Here is a 20156-nt window from a genome sequence, read left to right as displayed (position 1 = left end):
TCTCTACAACTATAAAAAATAGCTGTGAAAAAATCTATCGTCATAGATTTCTTCACAGCTAATCTTAGTATGTTTAAAATTATTATTTATTTTCATCTAATGCTTTATGAGAAGCATTTACGCGACCTTGTTTGTCAATTTCAGTTATTTTCACTTCAATTGAATCGCCTATACTTAATACATCCTCTACTTTATTAATACGTTCTTTTGAAATTTGAGAGATGTGTAATAAAGCATCCTTACCGGCAAACAATTCTACAAAAGCACCATACTTTTCAATACGTTTAACTTTTGCATTGTAAACTTGGCCTACTTCCGCTTCACGTGTGATATCTTCAATAATTTCACGAGCACGGTTAATCATGTCTTGATCAATTGCACCTATGAAGATTGTACCATCTTGTTCAATATCTAATTTAACACCAGTTTCATCAATGATTTCATTAATTTTCTTACCGCCTGGTCCAATTACGTCTCTAATTTTATCAGGTTTAATATGCATTATTTCCACTTTAGGAGCATAAGCACTTAATTCTTTACGTGGTTGATCAATTGTTTGTAACATGTGATCCATTATCGCTAATCGACCTTGTCGCGCTTGTTCTAGAGCTTCTTCAATGACTTCACGTGTTAAACCATCAATTTTAATGTCCATTTGTATCGCAGTTATACCTTCTTTTGTACCTGCAACTTTAAAATCCATATCCCCTAAAGCATCTTCCATACCTTGGATATCCGTAAGAATCGTATAACTATCTTCACGTGTAACTAGTCCCATTGCTATACCTGCAACAGGCGCTTTAATTGGCACACCAGCATCCATCAAAGCTAAAGTTGAACCACAAATTGATGCTTGTGAAGATGAACCGTTAGATTCTAATACTTCACTTACAATACGTACAGTGTAAGGGAATTCAGTTGTATCTGGAATAATGTATTTTAATGCTCTCTCGCCTAATGCACCATGTCCAATCTCACGACGACCAGGTGCTCTAACTGGGCCTGTCTCTCCAACAGAGAAATTAGGGAAGTTGTAATGATGCATGAATCGTTTTTCTTGTTCAGGACCTAGTCCATCAATAAGTTGATAATCACCTAATGCTCCTAATGTTAATACAGATAAAGCTTGTGTTTGTCCACGTGTAAATAAACCTGAACCATGTGCTCGTGGTAATAAACCAACTTCAGATTCAAGAGGTCTAATCTCATCTGGTTTACGTCCATCAGGTCTAATTTTTTCATCAGCGATAAGACGACGTACTTCTTCTTTAACTAAGTCATTTAAAATCGCATAAACTTCATCAATTAACAATTCATTTTCAGGATCTGCTTCGTCAACAAATTCAGTTGCAATTTCAGCTTTTAACGTATCCAAGTTTTCGTCACGTTGTTGTTTATCAAATGTTAAAACTGTTTCTTTTAAGCCTTTTTCTTCAGTAAGTGTTTTAACTCTTGAAACCAGAGCTTCATCACGTTCTACAGGTACAAATTCTTTTTTAACAGGTTGAATGTGAGCTACCACTTCTTCTTGGAATGCTACTAAACGTTTGATTTCATCATGTCCGAAGAAAATAGCTTCTAACATTTCTTTCTCAGTTATTTCACTTGCACCAGCTTCTACCATGTTTACTGCGTCTTTATGACCGGCAACTTCTAAGTCTAGACGTGAAACTTCTTTTTCCTCAACGGTAGGGTTAATTACATATTTACCATCAACATAACCTACATTAACACCAGCAATTGGTCCTTGGAAAGGAATATCTGAAACACTTAATGCCATTGAAGAGCCTATCATTGCAGCCATTTCAGGCGAACAATCTGGATCAGCGCTTAGTACTGTGTTCATAATTTGAATGTCATGTCGATATCCTTTAGGGAAAAGTGGTCGAATTGGTCTATCAATTAAACGTGCAGTTAATGTTGCTTCGTCTCCTGGACGACCTTCACGTTTTTTAAATCCTCCTGGAATTTTACCAGCAGCATACATTTTTTCTTCATAATTAACTGTTAATGGGAAAAAGTCACTATCACGCGGTTCTTTAGATGCTACAGCCGTAGATAATACAACCGTATCTCCATAACGTACTAAAACTGCACCATTAGCTTGTTTTGCTAATTGTCCTGTCTCAATCGTTAACGATCTTCCAGCCCACTCAGTTTTAAACACTTTCTTTTCTTGAGACATTATGAATCTCCTCTCTGAAATCTATTAACTACATCATATCATTTATTTTTCAAATTTTATATTAGTGATTTATATTAAACGATAAAAAAAGGAAAGTACCAAACTAAATGGTGCTTTCCTCTTAATATATAAAAATTAACGACGGATACCTAATGATTTAATTAATTCACGGTAACGTTGAATATCTTTACCACGTAAGTAGTTTAATAAGTGACGACGACGACCTACCATTTTTAATAATCCACGACGTGAATGGTGATCTTTTTTGTGTTCACGTAAGTGTTCGTTTAACGCAGCGATTTCTGCAGTTAAAACAGCGATTTGTACTTCTGGTGAACCAGTGTCAGTTTCGTGCACGCGATATTCTTTGATAATTTCATTTTTACGTTCTTGAGTGATTGCCATAATTAAATTCCTCCTAAAATTTGTATACACCTTAATCTGAGCTAGGCGTCGGAGTCTCAACCCGCCAAGATAAAGGAATAATATTTATGAATTCTATTTTCTAGAACTCAACTTTAAATATTATACGATACATCATCACCGAAATCAACTGAAAGTAAGTATTTCGCTTTTTCTTTATCATTATTCATTTGTTCAACTAATGGATCTATACCATCAAATTTAACTTCTGGTCTTAAATAATGATGCCAATAAACAATGACACGTTCACCATATATGTTGTCATTAAAATCAAATATATTAACTTCAATCACTACTTCAGCTTTAGAAGGATCGTGAAAAGTAGGTTTAACACCAACATTAGCTACACCACGATAGATTTTATTTTCAGCACCTATCGCCATACTAACAGCATAAACCCCTTTTTTAGGTAAAACATAATCATCACTTGGTTGAACATTTGCCGTAGGAAAGCCAATTGTACGTCCACGTTTCTCTCCTTGAACTACAGTGCCTTTAATTCGATAGAGATAACCTAACTGCTCATTGGCCTTTTTTAAATTCCCTTCTTTTAAAGCTTCCCTAATTGCAGTAGTAGAGATTTTTTCAGTATCCATTTCTTGTTTACCAACTATTGTAGTGCTAAATTCATCCATTTCATTTAATACGGACATGTTACCTTTTCCAAATTTACCGTAAGTAAAGTCAAAACCAGCAATCACTTCTTTAACACGATTATTAATAATATAGTCTTGAACAAACTCTTCTGCTGTTACACTCGCAAATCGTGAAGAAAAATTAATAACAATACAATAATCCACGTCGTGTTGTTCGATCATTTCAAGTTTATCTGAAAGTGGTGTTAAATAATCCGTGCGTTTACGTTCAGGATTTAACACAACAGAAGGATGAGGATCGAATGTTGTTACTGCCTTTTTTAAATTTTGCGCTGCAGCACGTTCATCCAATGCTTCAAACACTTTATGATGACCACGATGCATGCCATCAAAAAAGCCAAATGCCATCGCAACGTCTTCTTTTATCAATTGATTTTCTTGAATTGGATGGGTTACTTCTATCACTTTCATAACTTTAGACTCCTTTAATTAAATACTTTTTTAGGTTTTATTTCATGATTTTTTTCCGGATGTTGAATATAAATTGCCATTACTTTCTCCGTCTCAGAATCAATAAAGACGAGTTGTTGTTCAATCGTTTGATTAAATTGTTTTTTATTAAACTTTTGTCCATTTAATATTCTAGTTTTTATATTTTCATCAGAAACATAAATTTTCGGCAAACTTTTCAAACCATATTCTAAAGGAAATAAGTGTGATTGTAATGTGTCTTGCTCATGTAATTGAGAGATTTGATCTAATGTTATACTATCTTTAATGTCAAACCCACCTGAATTTATTCGTGTCAATAGCGACATGTGAGCTGGATACCCTAATTGTTTACCAATATCCGTTGCTAATGTGCGAATATATGTACCTTTACCACATTTAACCTCAATATTAAAATGACATTTCCCGTCTTCGAATTGAAGTTTAGAGGTGCGTGCTATCGAATCTATATTTACTTTACGAACTGGTCGTTCAACAGTTTCACCTTTTCGTGCATACTCATATAACTTTTTACCATTTACTTTAACAGATGAATACATAGGTGAAACTTGTTCTATAATTCCTTCAAATTGTTTTAAAATAGCGTCTACTTCGTTTATATTTATTGCGTTTTCTTGTACATCTACTTTATCAATAACTTCTCCTGTTTGATCTTCCGTAGTCGTACTTTCCCCTAGAGTTATGGTAGCGTTATAAGATTTTCCCATATCCATCACATAATCACTTACACGAGTGGCAGTACCAATACATACTGGCAATACCCCAGATACTTCAGGATCTAATGTCCCAGTATGACCAATTTTCTTAGTTTTTAAGATTTTTCTTAGCTTAAAGACGACATCATGACTCGTCAATCCACGCTCTTTATATACAGGTAAAATACCATTATACATTTTTTCACGTCCTTCAGTTTTAAGTACACTTATGTATCATAACTTATCTGACTTAACTTGTGTTATTTAATATAAAGTAATAACACTAATTCGTATACCATATAGCTAAATTGGTAATTTTTTAATTTGTTTAATTTTAAAAAAGAGTAGAACTGAAATTATACTAATTTCAATGTCCTACCCCTTAACTATATAGTAAATTTGCTGTAATTAAGATTATAAATATTTATCTATCTTGCTTATGCAAATCTTGAATCATTTTCTCGATTTTATTACCATACTCAATTGATTCATCATATTCAAAGAATAATTCTGGAACGATACGCAATCTCATTCTTGAACCTAATTCAGATTTAATAAATCCTTTCGCTTTGTCTAAAGCTTTAAACGTATCATTAACTTCCTTTTCGCTACCTAAGACTGTAAGGTAAACTTTTGCTTGAGATAAGTCATTTGTTAAGTCAACGTCAGTAATTGTGATAAACCCTACTCTAGGATCTTTAACTTTATAATTAACGATATCCATTATTTCTTTCTTCATTTGTTCGCCTACGCGTTCTGCTCTCATGTTACTCATTTATGTCACCTCAATATTTGATGTTACTCTTCTTTGTTATTTTATTCACTATTTAAGTTAGATTCAAACGCATTATCTTAAAGAAACAATATATTGTAATGTTCATCATTTAAAAAGGTGGACGGCTTCTCCGCGTCCACCTATACATATATTGTTAAGTATTATCTTTCGATTTCAACCATTTCAAATGCTTCGATAATGTCGCCTTCTTTAATATCATTGAATTTTTCAATTGTAATACCACATTCATAACCTTGAGCTACTTCTTTGGCATCATCTTTGAAACGTTTCAATGTATCTAATTCACCTTCGAATAGAACAATTCCGTCTCTGATAATACGAACACCTGCATTACGAGTAATCTTACCTTCAGTAACATAACTACCAGCAATTGTGCCAACTTTAGACACTTTGAATGTTTGACGTACTTCAGCTTGTCCGATAACTTGTTCTTCGAATTCAGGATCAAGTAAACCTTTCATAGCTGATTCAATTTCTTCAATAACATTATAAATAACGCGATGCAATCTCATATCAACGTTTTCAGCTTCTGCAGCACGTTTAGCACCTGCGTCTGGACGCACATTGAAACCAATAATAATACCATTTGACGCATTAGCTAATGTAACATCTGATTCATTAATAGCACCAACTGCAGTGTGAATAATACGTACATTAACGCCCTCTACATCAATTTTCATAAGAGAAGCAGCAAGTGCTTCAACAGAACCTTGAACGTCACCTTTGATAATCACGTTAAGATCTTTCATTTCACCTTGTTTCATTTGTTCAAATAAGTTGTCTAATGAAACATTTTTGCTTTCTTGACGTTGTTGGATAACGCTTGCTTCATGACGCGCTTCACCAATGCGACGTGCTTGTTTTTCGTCTTTGAAGATAACGAAGCGATCACCAGCTAATGGCACATCATTGATACCTGTAATTTCTACAGGTGTAGAAGGGCCTGCTGATTTAATTCTTTGACCTAAATCATTAACCATCGCTCTAATTCGTCCATATGTGTTACCTACAACTATTGAGTCACCGACATTTAATGTTCCGTTTTGAACTAATAGTGAAGCAGCTGGACCACGTGATTTATCTAACTCCGCTTCAATCACAGTACCTACAGCTTGTTTATCAGGATTAGCTTTTAATTCTTGGACTTCAGCTACTAAGCCAATCATTTCTAATAAATCATCAATACCTTCACCACTTAATGCTGAAAGTGGAACAAAAATTGTTTCACCGCCCCAGTCTTCAGGGATCAAACCGTACTCAGTTAATTCTTGCATAACACGGTCTGGGTTTGCAGTAGGTTTATCAATTTTATTTACAGCTACTATAGTAGGAACGTTAGCCTCTTTAGCATGGTTAATTGCCTCAATTGTTTGTGGCATTACACCATCATCAGCTGCGACTACTAAAATTGTGATGTCCGTTACTTGAGCACCACGTGCACGCATTGTAGTAAATGCTGCGTGTCCAGGTGTATCAAGGAATGTAATTTTTTTACCAGCATTTTCAATTTGATAAGCACCAATATGTTGCGTGATACCGCCTGCTTCTCCAGCTGTAACTTTAGTATGACGAATTGAATCAAGTAATGTTGTTTTACCATGGTCAACATGTCCCATAATTGTAACTACGGCTGGTCGTTCAATTGCATCTGGATCAGCTTCTTCTTCATCAAAGTAAATTGATAAATCTTCTTCATTTACAACGACTTCTTTTTCAAGTTCAACACCATAATCATCCGCAATCAATTCTAGTGTTTCTTCATCAAGTGCTTGGTTAATATTAGCAACGATGCCTAATAAGAATAATTTTTTAATAATTCCTGATGATTCAATATTTAATTTATCAGCTAACTCGCCAACTGTAATGCCTTCTTCATATGTGATTTTAGATGGCATTTCTTTTGGTTCTGCTGCCGGTTTATTATTTTTGTTACCTTTGTTGTTTTTATTATTTTTATTGTTCTTATTATTTTTGTTGTTTTTATTATTTTTGGCATTATTTTTGTTGTTATTATTGCCTTTTTGATTCGCGTTACCTTTGTTGTTCTGTTTGTTATTATTTTTAGTATTGTTATTGTTTTGTTGTTTTTGGTGATTATTTTGAGTGTTTTGTTTTGTATTGTTGTTGCTTTCTTGTGGTCTAAACTTTTTATCAAGCGTTTTAATTTGATCGTCCTCTAACGCTTGCATATGGTTTGATACTTCTACATTCATATTTTTTAACTCATCTATAATCTCTTTACTCTTAACATTTAATTCTTTCGCATATTCGTAAATTCTTTTTTTACTCATATAATCACTCCTTACAATATTCATCTATCATCGACGTAAGCTTAGTCGCAAACCCAGAGTCTATTACTCCGATGTTCACACGTTCCGACTTGCCTAAAGATTGTCCTAATTCTGCTCTTGTACTAAAGATTCTAAATGGAACATGATATGTTTCACATTTATTTTTTATATTCTTTAAAGTGTTTTCTGAGGCATCAGATGCCATGATAACAAGCTTTATATTATTTTTCTTGATTTCAGTAAGCAATACAGACTCGCCAGACTTTACTTTACGGGCTCTCATTGCTAAACCTAAAAAGTTTAAAATTTGTTCTTTGCTCATTTAGGAATCTCTTCTCTATAAATCAAACGTATAATTTCTTTATAAACAGGGTCTAGCTTCTCAGAATCTGCATTAAAATATCTTTCAAGTACGCCTTTTTCTTGGGCTGCTTCTACACTTTGAACATCTTTTGAAACATAAGCGCCTCTACCTTGTTGTTTGCCAGTACCATCAGCAAAAATGTCGCCTTCTTTATTAATAACAACGCGAATCATATCTTTTTTGGGACGCATTTCATTTGTAATAATACATTTACGCATTGGAATCTTTTTCTTCTTCACTTAATTACTCACCCCAATTATCTGCTTATACGTCTTTTTCTTCACTGTCTGCTTCTTCGATATTTTCAGAAGATTCATCGATATCTGCCGCTAATTCTGCAGTAGTTAAATTTGATTCCTCTAGATTAACATCATCAATTTCAATATCTTCATCATCTGATTCTGATAAAACGATGTCTTTAGCTAATTCTTCAGAATCAATTACAGGATAAATTCCCGCTTCACGAGCATCAGTTTCTGATTTAATATCAATTTTCCATCCAGTCAATTTTGCAGCTAATCGAGCATTTTGACCTCTCTTACCAATAGCTAGTGACAATTGATAGTCAGGAACTACAACAACAGTAGATTGATTGTCTTCGTCAACGATAACTTCCAATACTTGTGAAGGACTTAAAGCATTACGTACAAATACTTTAGGATCTTCATTCCATTGAACGATGTCGATTTTTTCTCCACCAAGTTCTTCAACTACAGCTTCAACTCGAGCACCTTTTGCACCAACACATGCGCCTACCGCATCGATGTCTGGATTATCAGAATAAACACTAATCTTAGAACGATCACCAGCTTCACGTGCTACTGATTTCACAATAACAGTTCCATCATAAATTTCAGGAACTTCTTGCTCAAATAAACGTTTTAACAAGCCTGGATGACTTCTAGAAACGTAAATTTGTGGTCCCTTAGTTGTTTGTTCCACTTTGTTAACATAGACTTTGATACGTTCGTTAGGAATATATTTTTCGTTAGGACTTCTTTCAGCTTCAGATAAGACTGCTTCAATTCTACCTAAGTTAACATAAACGTAACGATGGTCAACTCTATCGATAACACCTGTTAAAATATCATCTTCTTTATCAATAAATTCAGTATAAAGAATTTCTCTTTCAGCATCTCTTAGTCTTTGCATTACTGCTTGTTTAGCAGCTTGTGCACCAACACGACCAAAATCTTTTGGTGTAACATCTTCTTCGTAGATATCACCAACTTCATATGCTGGATTTTTAACTAATGCTGTACTTAAATCTACTTCGTCTCTGTCATCAAATACTTCTTCTACAACTTCTTTACGTGCTATAACTTTAAAAGTACCTTCGTCCATATTTAATTCCACACGTACGTTTCTAGCACTATCATAGTTCTTTTTATATGCAGTTATTAAAGCTGCTTCAATTGCATCAATTAATACTTCTCTAGGGATTTTCTTTTCTTTTTCTAAATATTCAGTTGCTAATAAAAGTTCATTACTTGCCACAATTATTCCTCCTCATCACGTTAAATCATTACAGCGTGACGTGCTTTCGCAATTTTATTTCTTGGTATTTCAATTTGTTTTGTTTTAGCTTTTTCTTTAACTTCCATCGTGATTGTGTCATCATCAACAGCTTTTAAAATTCCAAGCCACTCTTTATCGCCTTCGATTGGCGCATATAATGATACAAATACTGGTTTATCAATTGCATTGTGATAATCTTTTTCTTTTTTAATTGGACGTTCCGCACCTGGTGATGCTACGTCTAAGTAGTACATATCTGGAATTGGATCATTCTCATCCATTGCCTCGCTGATTTTTTCAGAAGCAAGTGTGCAATCATTTAAATCGACACCGCCCTCTTTATCAATAGAAATTCTTAAGAAATGATCTTTCCCCTCTTTAGTGTATTCAACTTCAACTAATTCAAAATTCAATTCGTCTAAAATAGGAGTTATGATTGTTTCTACTTCCTCAGTGATTTTACTCATACAGGCCTCCTTTTTCGGCAAATAGAAAAGAGCGGGTATATGCCCACTCTTTCTGCCTGAGTCTAATTTTTTACGCACGTTAAGTATATCACACTTTAATTTCTTAAACAAATGTCTATCTCTTGCGTCACATAGACTAATAAAATACTTTTGAGCTTGGAATATAAATTACATATCAAAAATAGACAATTGTGCCTTATCTGGAAGATTAGGTAAAGAACCTAAATCATCAAGATACTCAATTATTTTTTGAGATAATCCAGCCTTTTTATTTAAATCTTCTTTAGATAGGAATGGACCATCTTCTCGCGCTTCAACAATACGTTTAGCAACATTCTCTCCTAGTCCAGGTACAGAAATAAATGGAGGAATTAAAGTATCTCCTTCAATAATAAAGTCAAATGCCTGACTTTTCTCTAGACTAATCGGTTGCATACGGAATCCGCGGTGAGCCATTTCATTCATAATTTCTAAGACAGTAAGAACGTCTTTTTCTTTTTTACCGAGGTCCATGTATCTTGAATACATATCTTTGACTGTATTCTTTATGCTTTCTTTGTCTTTAATCATAGTAATCAAATCAAAGTCTGATGCACGAATTGTGAAATAAGATGCATAATAATAAAGCGGATGATGTACTTTAAAATATGCAATTCTCACTGCCATTAGTACATATGCGGCCGCGTGGGCTTTAGGGAACATGTACTTAATTTTCAAACAAGAATCTAAATACCAATCTGGTACATCATTTTCTTTCATAGCATCTATCATTTCTTCAGTTAAACCTTTACCTTTACGCACTGATTCCATTGTTTTGAAGGCCATTGAGGGTTCTAATCCTGCATACATTAAATAAACCATGATATCATCACGACAACCTATAACGCTTGATAAATCACAAATACCTGAACGAATCAATTCTTGTGCATTACCTAACCAAACATCAGTACCATGAGATAATCCTGATATTTGTACAAGTTCTGAAAAAGTTGTTGGTTTCGTATCTTCTAACATTTGTCTCACAAATCCTGTACCAAATTCAGGTACACCGAAAGTTCCAGTCTTACAAAGTATCTCCTCTTCAGTTACACCTAATGACTCAGGACTACTAAAGATTTGCATTGTCTCTTTATCATCTACTGGAATGGTCTTAGGATCTATACCAGATAAATCTTGTAACATACGAATCATTGTAGGATCATCATGTCCTAAGATATCAAGTTTTAAGACATTATCATGGATGGAATGGAAGTCGAAATGCGTTGTCATCCAAGAAGCGCTTTGATCATCTGCAGGATATTGTATCGGGGTAAAATCATAAATATCCATGTAATCAGGAACTACTATAATCCCACCTGGATGTTGTCCTGTTGTACGTTTTACACCTGTACATCCTTTAACCAAGCGATCGATTTCCGCACCACGTTTATGGATACCTTGATCATTTAAATAGCCTTTAACATATCCAAACGCCGTTTTTTCGGCAACTGTACCTATTGTCCCTGCACGGAAAACCTTGTCTTCCCCGAAAAGCACTTTAGTATAGTTATGAGCGTTTGGTTGGTACTCACCACTAAAGTTCAAGTCAATATCAGGAACTTTATCTCCCTTAAATCCTAAGAATGTTTCAAATGGTATGTCTTGTCCTTCTTTAATAAGTTCAGCACCACAAGTGCTACATTGTTTATCAGGTAAGTCAAACCCTGAACCTACAGACCCATCATCAAAAAATTCACTCGTTTTACAGTTAGGACAAATGTAATGAGGTGGCAATGGATTAACTTCAGTTATTTCAGTCATTGTTGCAACAAAACTAGATCCAACCGAACCACGCGAACCAACTAAATATCCATCATCTAGAGATTTTTTAACAAGACGTTGTGAAATTAAATAGATAACCGAGAAACCATTTCCAATGATACTTGCTAGTTCTTTTTCAAGACGATCGATTACGATTTGTGGTAAATCTTCACCGTATAATTTTTTGGCATTCGTGTAGCTTAGTTCACGAATTTCTTCATTAGCTCCATCCATACGTGGCGTAAACAATTGATCTTTAATTGGAATAACTTTATCAATTCGGTCCGCTAATTCATTTGTGTTTTTAACAACTATTTCATGTGCCTTTTCTTCACCTAAAAAGTGAAACTCATCTAACATCTCATCTGTCGTTCTAAAATGCGCTTCTGGTAAAGTTGAGCGATTCAAAGGATTACCAGGTTGAGATGCGATTAAGATTTTACGAGCAATTGCGTCATGTTCATATAAATAATGCGCATTTCCTGTCGCTATTACTGGAATACCTGTACTTTCTCCAGCTTTTAATATACGTTCATAAATTTCATAAAGTGTTTCAGTATCTCTAATGAGTTCTCTATCAATAAGATCTTGATAAAGTTTAGGTGGTTGTACTTCAATAAAATCATAATATTTAGCGATTTTTTCAACTTCCGATTGGTCTCTCTGCATTACAGCAGTGAATAATTCACCTTCATCACAAGCTGTTCCAACTAGTATGCCTTCACGGTATTCATTTAATAATGAACGTGGAATTCTAGGAGTTCGATAATAGTATTTAACTAATGAGGCACTTACAATTTTAAATAAGTTCTTTAAGCCTTCCTGTGTTTGAACAATTAATGTCACATGTGTCGGACGTGCACGTTTATATGCATCCTCATTAGACAGTTTTTGATTAATATCTTTATGATTTGTAACTCCTAACTCTTTCATTTGCTGAACCATCTTAATGAAGATATACGCTGTAGCCTCAGTATCATAAATGGCTCTATGGTGTTGAGTTAATTCTACACCATACTTTTTCGCTAAAAAGTTTAATCCGTGTTTACCATATTCAGTATTAATCGTACGTGAAAGTTCTAAAGTATCTATAACACCATTCGTTGATGGCCCAAAGCCAAGTCTTTCATAGCCAGTGTCAATAAAGCCCATATCAAATGATGCATTATGTGCTACAAATATAGCATCCCCAACCCACTCTTTAAATTCAGTCAATACTTCTTCAATCTCAGGGGCATCAGTCAACATATCATGAGTAATGTGAGTTAAATTAATGATTGTTTCTGATAATTTTTCGTGTGGATTACTGAATCGTTCAAATTTATCAATAATTTCCCCGTCTTTAACTTTAACGGCGGCCAATTCTATAATTTGATCGTATTGGTTTGAAAGTCCAGTTGTTTCAACATCAAATACAACATAAGTTGCTTCTTTAAGATCTCGATCTGTTGGTTTGTAAGCAATAGGTACTCCGTCATCTACGAGCATACCTTCCATACCATAAATCATTTTAATACCATTTTTTTCAGCGGCACCATGAGCATCAGGAAAGGCTTGAACGACATTATGATCTGTAACTGCTATCGCTTTATGTCCCCATTTTGCAGCTTGATTAACATATGCACTTATATTAGGAATACCATCCATTTGACTCATTGATGTATGTAAATGAAACTCTACACGCTTTTCTTCAGCTTTATCTTGCTTAGGTGTCTTTTTGATTTCTTCTATATCAGTCATCATCATTACTAAATCTCTTACAAACGTGTCTTCTTCAATACGTCCTTGAGCGCGTACCCATTTACCTACGCTTAATGCCTTAAAATGATCTAAATCATCTTTATTTTTTCTTGTAAACATCTTAAGTACAAGAGAATCTGTGTAGTCTGTGACTTTTAACTCAACAATATGACGACCACTCTTTAATTCTTTTAGGTTAATATCAAATATAACCCCTTCAATCGCTACTTTGAACTCTTCTTCAATGATTGATTCAATTGGTTTTATATTATCAATTTGTATCGGTTTACCAATTTGACACTTATCAACATTACTTTCATTGTTATCTTGTTGTTTGGCTTTTTCTGCTTTGATTTTTTCAATTTTTTCAGTAGCTTCACGAGCACTTTTTTCATCTTCTTCTTGAATATGAGCTTCTAATGAAGCTAAATCATCATAAGAACTTGAGTCGTCCGTTTCAAAAACAACTTTATCAATATCAAAACCACATTTACGAAAAGCTTTTACTAAGCTACCATTACATACTTTGTCAAAGTGATTTCTTTCGATGTCATTAGAGGTCATTACTTTCAACACATTACCAGACATAATTAAACGCTTCTGTTTAAGTTGACCTTTTACTTTAGGTGAAAGTGCAGTATGTTCTATACAATGACCAAAATATTTGATAGCATGCTCATCTTGATTACTTGTATCTTGAATTGTAAAATGCCAATCAACTTTGGCAATTTCTTTAAATTCTTCAGTAATCGCATTAGTGAATATTAAATAATCTTCATGTGATAGAAAATATGGCAATGTAATTTGAAATTCCCACGTTCTATTTTTATTTGACACATCTACTCGCGTTAATTCACCTTTTTCAATGATTGTTTGATCTAGTTGATTGGAAACTTTAATCTGGTCAGCGAGTACTTTGAATTTTTCTTGATTCGTCATTGCCATGACAGATAACCACCCTTATATCTAACTAATTTCTCAATTATATGTATACGCAACGTGTTATGATCTAACTGCAAACTTGATATCCATTATACTACTTTGTTATGTGCTTTTCATATGTTTCGTTTTAAAATTTTTAGTAAAAAAAGAGGTTTAGACAAATATGAAATTGTCTTAACCTCATTTAGCATTGTGCATTGAATATTCATGTTGAACAAGTAAAATCAAGTACATTCATCAAATTCAACTAAGTCATAGCAAATTATAAATTACTATAAAGTGTAGCGATATGAGTGTTTAAATCGTTAATATGAACATCTTCGCTTTCACCAGTTTGACGTACTTTAACTTCAACGATACCCTCACTAGCATTTTTACCAACTACAATTCTTATTGGAAGACCGATTAAATCTGCATCATTAAATTTAACGCCAGCTCGATCTTTACGATCATCATAAAGTACATCATATTGTTGTTGTAATTCTTTATACAATTGATCACCTAATTCTAGTTGTTCATCCTTTTTAGGATTAATAGTAATTAGATGTAAATCAAATGGTGTAACTGATTTAGGCCAAATAATACCATTTTCATCATTATTTTGTTCAACAATGGCACTTAGCGTTCTTGAAACGCCTATTCCATAGCACCCCATGATTAATGGCTTAGCTTTACCTTGGTTATCTAAGAATGTTGCGCTCATTGCTTCTGAGTATTTAGTTCCTAACTTAAATACTTGACCTACTTCAATGCCTTCAGCAAATTTCGCTTCACCAGAGCCATCGCTTAATGGTTCTCCTTCTAAGATAAAACGGAAATCTCCAAACCCATCTACCTTGAAATCTCGATCTAAATTAGCGTTAATATAGTGGAATCCATCCTCATTAGCACCAACGACTAAATTATTTAAATCTTTGACATAATTATCTGCAAAAATTCTAATATCTTTATCTTGAACTGGTCCCAGTGAACCAGGATTAGCACCTAATAAATTAACAATCTCGTCTTGTGTGGCCATTTCAACGTTATCTGTTTCAAAGAATGCTTTTACTTTGACATCATTTAATTCATGATGACCACGTATTAAGAACATAATGAATTCTCCATCAATTTTAAATATCATTGATTTAACAATTTCATCAACCGGACGGTTTAAAAAATCAGCTAATTCTTGAGCAGTTTTAACATTAGGTGTTTCAATCTTTTCTAATTCTGCTACTTCTGTATGCTTTTCATTTGGATGATAAACGACTTCCGCTTTTTCAATATTAGCTGCATAATCACTTTGTTCACTATAAACGATAGTATCTTCACCAATTTCACTTAAGGCCATGAATTCGTGTGTGTGGTTACCGCCAATTGCACCTGAGTCTGCAACCACTGGTCGAGCATTGATGCCAACACGTTTGAATATACGGTCGTAAGCATTGTACATATCTTGATATGTTTCATCTAACGATGCTTCATCAGCATGGAATGAATACGCATCTTTCATAATAAATTCTCTACCTCTTAGCAAACCAAAGCGTGGACGTTTCTCATCTCGAAATTTAGATTGTATTTGGAATAACGTTAAAGGCAATTGTTTATAAGATTTAAGTTCATCTCTAACGATAGAAGTTACTACTTCCTCATGTGTAGGACCTAAAGCAAATTCACGTCCATTACGATCTTTTAAGCGCATTAACTCTGGACCGTAAGCACCCCAACGACCTGATTCTTCCCAAAGTTCAGCTTGTTGAAGTGCAGGCATTAAAATTTCAACGGCATCAATGCTTTCCATTTCTTCACGGATGATTTTAGAAATATTATTTAACACACGAGATGCTAATGGTAAATAGCTATAAATACCACTTGTACTTTGTTTGATTAATCCTGCTTTTAATAATAATTGGTGACTCAATGCTTCTGCTTCAGCAGGGACATCTCTCCTAGTTGGTATGAAAACTTTCGATTGTTTCATCACTTAATCCTCCTTATTCTACAAGAAATAACGTTGTATATCGTTCCAAGTTACTAGAACCATTATAATAAAGACAAAAATAGCACCAGCAGCTATTATAATTGTTTCTGCTTTTTTATTAACTGGTCTTCTGAAAATTGCTTCATAGATAACAAATAAAATTCGACCACCATCAAGTGCTGGAATTGGCAATAAGTTCATTATACCTAAGTTAACACTTAATAGTGCAGTGTAGTACGTTAAAGCAATGATACCCTGTTTAACTACAGAGTCAACATTATGATAAATACCCACTGGACCATTTAACATATCAAATGAGAATTGACCTGTGAATATACTTGCAATCATTGTTCCTACAGCTTTAAAGATTAATGTACTGGCACTAACAAACTGATCAAATCCTAGCGCGATTGGTTTTATTAAAGTATGTTCTTTCTGAGGTTGGAAACCTAAAATGTACGTCGTCTCAGAATTTAATTTAGTTTGCTTAATAACTTGCTTTTTAGGAGTTATGTCCACTGTCTTTGTTTGATTATCTCTTTCAAATTTTATCGTTGTTTTATTATCTTTAATTTTATTTGCTGCAGACTGAATGTCATCAAAACTCTTTGTTTTATATTGACCTACTTGAACGATTTTATCTCCGGATTTTAATCCTGCTTGTTGTGCTGGATAATTATCAGCTAACTGCCCCACTGAGGTAGTAGGTGTTCCTTGGAAATAAGCTAATGCGATAAATAATATTAAGGCTAATATAAAGTTAAATAATGGTCCTGCAAATAACGTTAAAAATTTGGGTAAAGGTTTCTTATGTGCAAATTGTCGATGTCGTGGAGCGATTTGAATTAAACTACCATTCTCAACAAAATATGCTTTTTCAGCAATATTAAAATGATGTCGCTCATTATCATATGAAGTAATACCTTCAATGAACAAATCATCCTTGAAGTCACATTGTTTAACTTCAATTGCTTCTATCTTTTGAAATTTATGCTGATCATCTAAAATTATGTGCGTAATCTCATCTTTATCATTAAGTTTTACTTTAACATTCATACCTGGTTCAACTGGTGGCTCTTCTAAACCGTCTCCAGCCATTCTCACATAACCACCTACAGGTAATAAACGGATGGTATACAAAGTTTCGTTCTTACGGAAACTAAATATTTTTGGTCCCATACCTATCGCGAATTCAGGACACATTATTCCAGCACGCTTAGCAAAGAACATGTGACCATATTCATGTACCGTAACAAGTACACCAAACACGATCATAAATGAGACAATAGTGATTAAATAGCTCACATGATACACCTCAATTAAATTAAATTTCTACTTTTTCATTCGAACGATGTAGATTATCTATGATTTGGTTAAATTATTCAAGAATTTTACTTTTAATAAAAGGAGTTAAGAATTACATCATCTACTATGTCTAGTCGAATGTGCACTCAATAACTCCTCAATTATAGCACTATACATTTTTCATATATAAATAAAACATTAAAATCGCACTACATTTGTATTAATAAAATGTTGAGTAATGGTAAAACAAACATGAAACTATCAAATCGGTCTAATATACCACCGTGCCCCGGTAAAATTCTACCAGAATCCTTAACACCAAAATGACGTTTAAATCCTGATTCAACTAAATCTCCAAGTTGACCAAAGATACTCAAGATGATGGTTACTAATAATAGTAACCAAATATTTAAGTTGAAATCAACAAAGAACAACATAACAATTGGCACAATTAAACTACAAATTAATCCGCCAATAAAACCTTCAATAGTTTTGTTCGGACTAATTACTGGCCATAATTTATGTTTACCCATTAGTCGACCGAAAATATAAGCACCTGTATCTGTTAACCACACCACTAAGAATGCATAAAGTATGTAATGTAAGCCATCTGAACGTGTTGCATAGAAATACATAAATCCAATACCGACATATGCAACTGACATAAGACAGAAAGCAGCATCCATAAAACTAAATCTGTTTTTTGACAGTACAGTATAACTTAGTAAAATAAAACTCATTGCGATTAAACTTTTTAATTGAATGTCACTAACCCAGTCACCTGCTGATTGAGGTAACATAATAATAATTAATGCTAAAGCACTAAAAATACCAGGGACTGAAATTAATTTAATCATATTCATATTTAAAAGTTCTTTTAATGCAATTAAAGCTAGTAAGTACGCAAACAACATTAACGTTGTACCACCCATCAATAGAATGGGTAGAAAAATTAACAATGCTATAATTGCGGTTAAAGTTCTAACTTTCATACGCTACTCCTTACTTAACCCTCCAAAGCGTCTTTGGCGAGATTGATATATTTTTAAGCAATTTTTAAATTCTTCACCGTCAAAGTCTGGCCACAATTTCTCATTGAATATAAATTCACTATAAGAAGACTGCCAAATAAGGAAATTACTAATACGTTGTTCACCAGAAGTGCGAATTAATAACTCAGGATCTGGGTATGAATGTGTCATTAAATGCTTGTTAATCATTGATTCATCAATATCTTTACTGTCTTGACCATTGCATTGAAGTTCATCATAAATTGATTTCATACTTTGAACAATTTCAGCTCGTCCACCATAATTGATGGCAAATATTAATTTCAGACCTGTATTATTTTTTGTTTTTTCTTTTGCATGTTCTATTGCTTCAATCGTCGATTTAGGAACTGCATCTAGAAAACCAATCGTTTCTATTTGAACATTTTTTTCAATGAGTTCGGGTAAAAATGTTTTTAAAAAATTAACAGGCAAATTCATGATATAATTAACTTCATTTTCAGGTCTAGACCAATTTTCAGTTGAAAAAGCGTATAGTGTTAAGTATTTAATACCCAAATCACTTGCTTCTCGCGTTACAGTTTTAATGGTTTGCATACCTTCGTAATGTCCTTTAATTCTAGGCATTTTACGCTTTTGGGCCCAACGTCCATTTCCGTCCATGATAATCGCTACATGTTCAGGTAAATTATGTAAATCTAAATCATCGTTATGACTGATTTTAGTCTTATTTCTTTTTATTAGCTTTTTAAACATGGTCTTTCCTCCGAGCCTGATCATCTCTATTATATTATATTAGTTATTTAAGAAATCATCTATCATTTTATCATACTCGATAATGGCATTGAATAAGCAAATGAAAAAACTGTACCAAAGTCTGAATTGGCACAGTTTAGACTAAAATAATTTATAGTAATGTAGAAAGTATATTTATAATAATACTTACACATTATTAAATGAATTAATTTATTGTCGAACTAATTAAACAGACATAATGTCTTTTTCTTTGTCCTCTACTAATTGATCAATTTCTTTAATAGAATTATCTGTAGCTTTTTGAACATCTTCTGTTTGACTTCTTAAATCATCTTCAGTAATGTCACCATTTTTTTCATCTTTTTTCAATTGATCATTAATATCACGACGGATGTTACGGATAGATACTTTCGCATCTTCACCAATTTTCTTAACGTTTTTCACTAATTCTTTACGACGTTCTTCTGTTAAAGCTGGGACAGTGATACGAATAACTTCACCATCACTTGTAGGATTTACACCTAAATTTGCTGCATAAATTGCTTTTTCAATATCAGCTACTGAAGATTTATCATAAGGAGAAATAACTAATAAACGTGCTTCAGGCACATTGATGCTCGCTAATTGTTGAACTGGTGTTGGTGCACCATAATAGTCAACAGTTACGCCACTTAATAAATTTGAATTTGCTCTTCCGGCACTGATATTTGCTAATTCTCTTGATAAATTATCGATAGATTTGCTCATTCTAGCTTTAGTGTCTTGAATTATGTCACTCATATTGTTTACACCTCT

16 protein-coding genes are annotated in these 20156 nt (G+C 33.6%); all 16 read right to left on the bottom strand.

Translation table 11 applies throughout. From position 1 onward, the window contains the following. Positions 1–82 precede the first annotated feature (82 nt). The 16 genes from pnp to frr all read right to left on the bottom strand — a co-directional run bounded on the left by pnp (position 83) and on the right by frr (position 20141). Positions 83–2185, bottom strand: coding sequence for a polyribonucleotide nucleotidyltransferase (gene pnp / locus SBL15_RS11435; RefSeq protein WP_317956032.1), 2103 nt, complete (start codon positions 2183–2185; stop codon positions 83–85). 135 nt (positions 2186–2320) lie between these two features. Then, positions 2321–2590 carry a 30S ribosomal protein S15 gene (gene rpsO / locus SBL15_RS11430; RefSeq protein WP_011275926.1) on the bottom strand — a complete coding sequence of 90 codons (270 nt, stop codon included), beginning with the start codon at positions 2588–2590 and terminating at the stop codon, positions 2321–2323. A gap of 113 nt (positions 2591–2703) precedes the next feature. Next, positions 2704–3675, bottom strand: coding sequence for a riboflavin biosynthesis protein RibF (gene ribF / locus SBL15_RS11425; RefSeq protein WP_037537305.1), 972 nt, complete (start codon positions 3673–3675; stop codon positions 2704–2706). A 14-nt stretch (positions 3676–3689) separates the two neighbouring features. Beyond that, on the bottom strand, positions 3690–4607 hold the full coding sequence (gene truB / locus SBL15_RS11420; protein ID WP_317956029.1) for a tRNA pseudouridine(55) synthase TruB: 918 nt from the start codon (positions 4605–4607) through the stop codon (positions 3690–3692). 226 nt (positions 4608–4833) lie between these two features. Further along, a complete protein-coding gene (rbfA, locus tag SBL15_RS11415) occupies positions 4834–5184 on the bottom strand; it encodes a 30S ribosome-binding factor RbfA (protein ID WP_317956027.1) in 351 nt (116 codons plus the stop codon). A gap of 161 nt (positions 5185–5345) precedes the next feature. Further along, positions 5346–7496, bottom strand: a complete 2151-nt coding sequence (gene infB / locus SBL15_RS11410) for a translation initiation factor IF-2 (RefSeq protein ID WP_037537311.1) — start codon at positions 7494–7496, stop codon at positions 5346–5348. A 4-nt stretch (positions 7497–7500) separates the two neighbouring features. Continuing rightward, positions 7501–7818 carry a YlxQ family RNA-binding protein gene (locus SBL15_RS11405; RefSeq protein WP_037537314.1) on the bottom strand — a complete coding sequence of 106 codons (318 nt, stop codon included), beginning with the start codon at positions 7816–7818 and terminating at the stop codon, positions 7501–7503. After that, positions 7815–8099 carry an RNase P modulator RnpM gene (rnpM, locus tag SBL15_RS11400; RefSeq protein ID WP_011275933.1) on the bottom strand — a complete coding sequence of 95 codons (285 nt, stop codon included), beginning with the start codon at positions 8097–8099 and terminating at the stop codon, positions 7815–7817. The genes SBL15_RS11405 and rnpM overlap by 4 nt, the downstream gene beginning before the upstream one ends. Positions 8100–8124: 25 nt before the next feature. Continuing rightward, complete coding sequence (gene nusA, locus SBL15_RS11395) at positions 8125–9357, bottom strand: transcription termination factor NusA (RefSeq protein ID WP_107611445.1); 1233 nt, start codon at positions 9355–9357, stop codon at positions 8125–8127. Between the two features lie 20 nt (positions 9358–9377). Further along, positions 9378–9845, bottom strand: a complete 468-nt coding sequence (gene rimP / locus SBL15_RS11390) for a ribosome maturation factor RimP (RefSeq protein WP_037537317.1) — start codon at positions 9843–9845, stop codon at positions 9378–9380. Positions 9846–10013: 168 nt separating this feature from the next. Then, the gene (locus tag SBL15_RS11385) at positions 10014–14330 is read right to left on the bottom strand and encodes a PolC-type DNA polymerase III (protein ID WP_317956025.1); all 4317 of its coding nucleotides are present in this window, start codon (positions 14328–14330) and stop codon (positions 10014–10016) included. A gap of 259 nt (positions 14331–14589) precedes the next feature. Next, positions 14590–16290: a proline--tRNA ligase gene (locus SBL15_RS11380; protein ID WP_107611443.1), complete on the bottom strand. Its 1701-nt coding sequence runs from the start codon at positions 16288–16290 to the stop codon at positions 14590–14592. An 18-nt stretch (positions 16291–16308) separates the two neighbouring features. After that, a complete protein-coding gene (gene rseP / locus SBL15_RS11375) occupies positions 16309–17595 on the bottom strand; it encodes an RIP metalloprotease RseP (RefSeq protein ID WP_317956023.1) in 1287 nt (428 codons plus the stop codon). A 209-nt stretch (positions 17596–17804) separates the two neighbouring features. Continuing rightward, positions 17805–18587: a phosphatidate cytidylyltransferase gene (locus tag SBL15_RS11370; protein ID WP_037537321.1), complete on the bottom strand. Its 783-nt coding sequence runs from the start codon at positions 18585–18587 to the stop codon at positions 17805–17807. A 3-nt stretch (positions 18588–18590) separates the two neighbouring features. Continuing rightward, complete coding sequence (locus SBL15_RS11365) at positions 18591–19361, bottom strand: isoprenyl transferase (protein ID WP_317956021.1); 771 nt, start codon at positions 19359–19361, stop codon at positions 18591–18593. A 225-nt stretch (positions 19362–19586) separates the two neighbouring features. Beyond that, the gene (frr, locus tag SBL15_RS11360; protein ID WP_011275941.1) at positions 19587–20141 is read right to left on the bottom strand and encodes a ribosome recycling factor; all 555 of its coding nucleotides are present in this window, start codon (positions 20139–20141) and stop codon (positions 19587–19589) included. Positions 20142–20156: the final 15 nt, after the last annotated feature.

Origin of the sequence: Staphylococcus sp. NWU MKU2 (genome assembly GCF_033283605.1) — a bacterium.
In the GTDB taxonomy this organism is placed as follows: Bacteria; Bacillota; Bacilli; order Staphylococcales; family Staphylococcaceae; genus Staphylococcus; species Staphylococcus haemolyticus.
The sequence above is the reverse complement of the archived record's forward strand: the minus strand, read 5'-3'. Positions and strand labels throughout refer to the sequence as shown.